The following is a 449-nucleotide window of genomic DNA, read 5'->3' as shown; positions in this document are numbered from 1 at the left end:
GACGCATTGACGGGACCGCTGGAAACCCCGACGGTTCTGATCCAGCAGGACGAACTCCTCTCGACGCCCATGGCGCTGGACGTGGACACCGGTCTGCTGGACATCGCCGGGCGCCGGGTCAGACCGGCCGTGGTCTGGGTGCGCCACGCCTCGGCCTGTGCGCTGGTGGCGCAGACGCGCCCGCCGGGCTCGATGACACCGCTGCGGGCCGAGTCCTGGTCCGGATTCCTCCGGCAGGTGGCGTCGGCGGCCGACGTGGCCCTGCCCGGCGGCACGGTCGCCGGCCCGGACCAGCTGGCCCTGGCCCGCGGGCTGGGCGTACGGACGCCCCGCACGGTCGTCACCAACGACGTCCCGGCGGGCGCACGCGGGGTGGGGGCCCCGACCCTCGTGGTCAAGACGCCGGACTTCCGGCTGTTCGAGACCGACCGGCGCAACTGGAAGGCGTA

The 449-nt window shown here is 74.2% G+C and carries 1 protein-coding gene; it reads left to right on the top strand.

What is annotated here, in order from left to right; genetic code table 11:
• Positions 1-449, top strand: a 449-nt coding sequence (locus tag G3I56_RS42815) for a hypothetical protein (RefSeq protein ID WP_164418957.1), incomplete at both ends; no start/stop codon positions are given.

The organism is Streptomyces sp. SID12488 (assembly GCF_010548275.1).
In the GTDB taxonomy this organism is placed as follows: Bacteria; Actinomycetota; Actinomycetes; order Streptomycetales; family Streptomycetaceae; genus Streptomyces.
The sequence above is the reverse complement of the archived record's forward strand: the minus strand, read 5'-3'. Positions and strand labels throughout refer to the sequence as shown.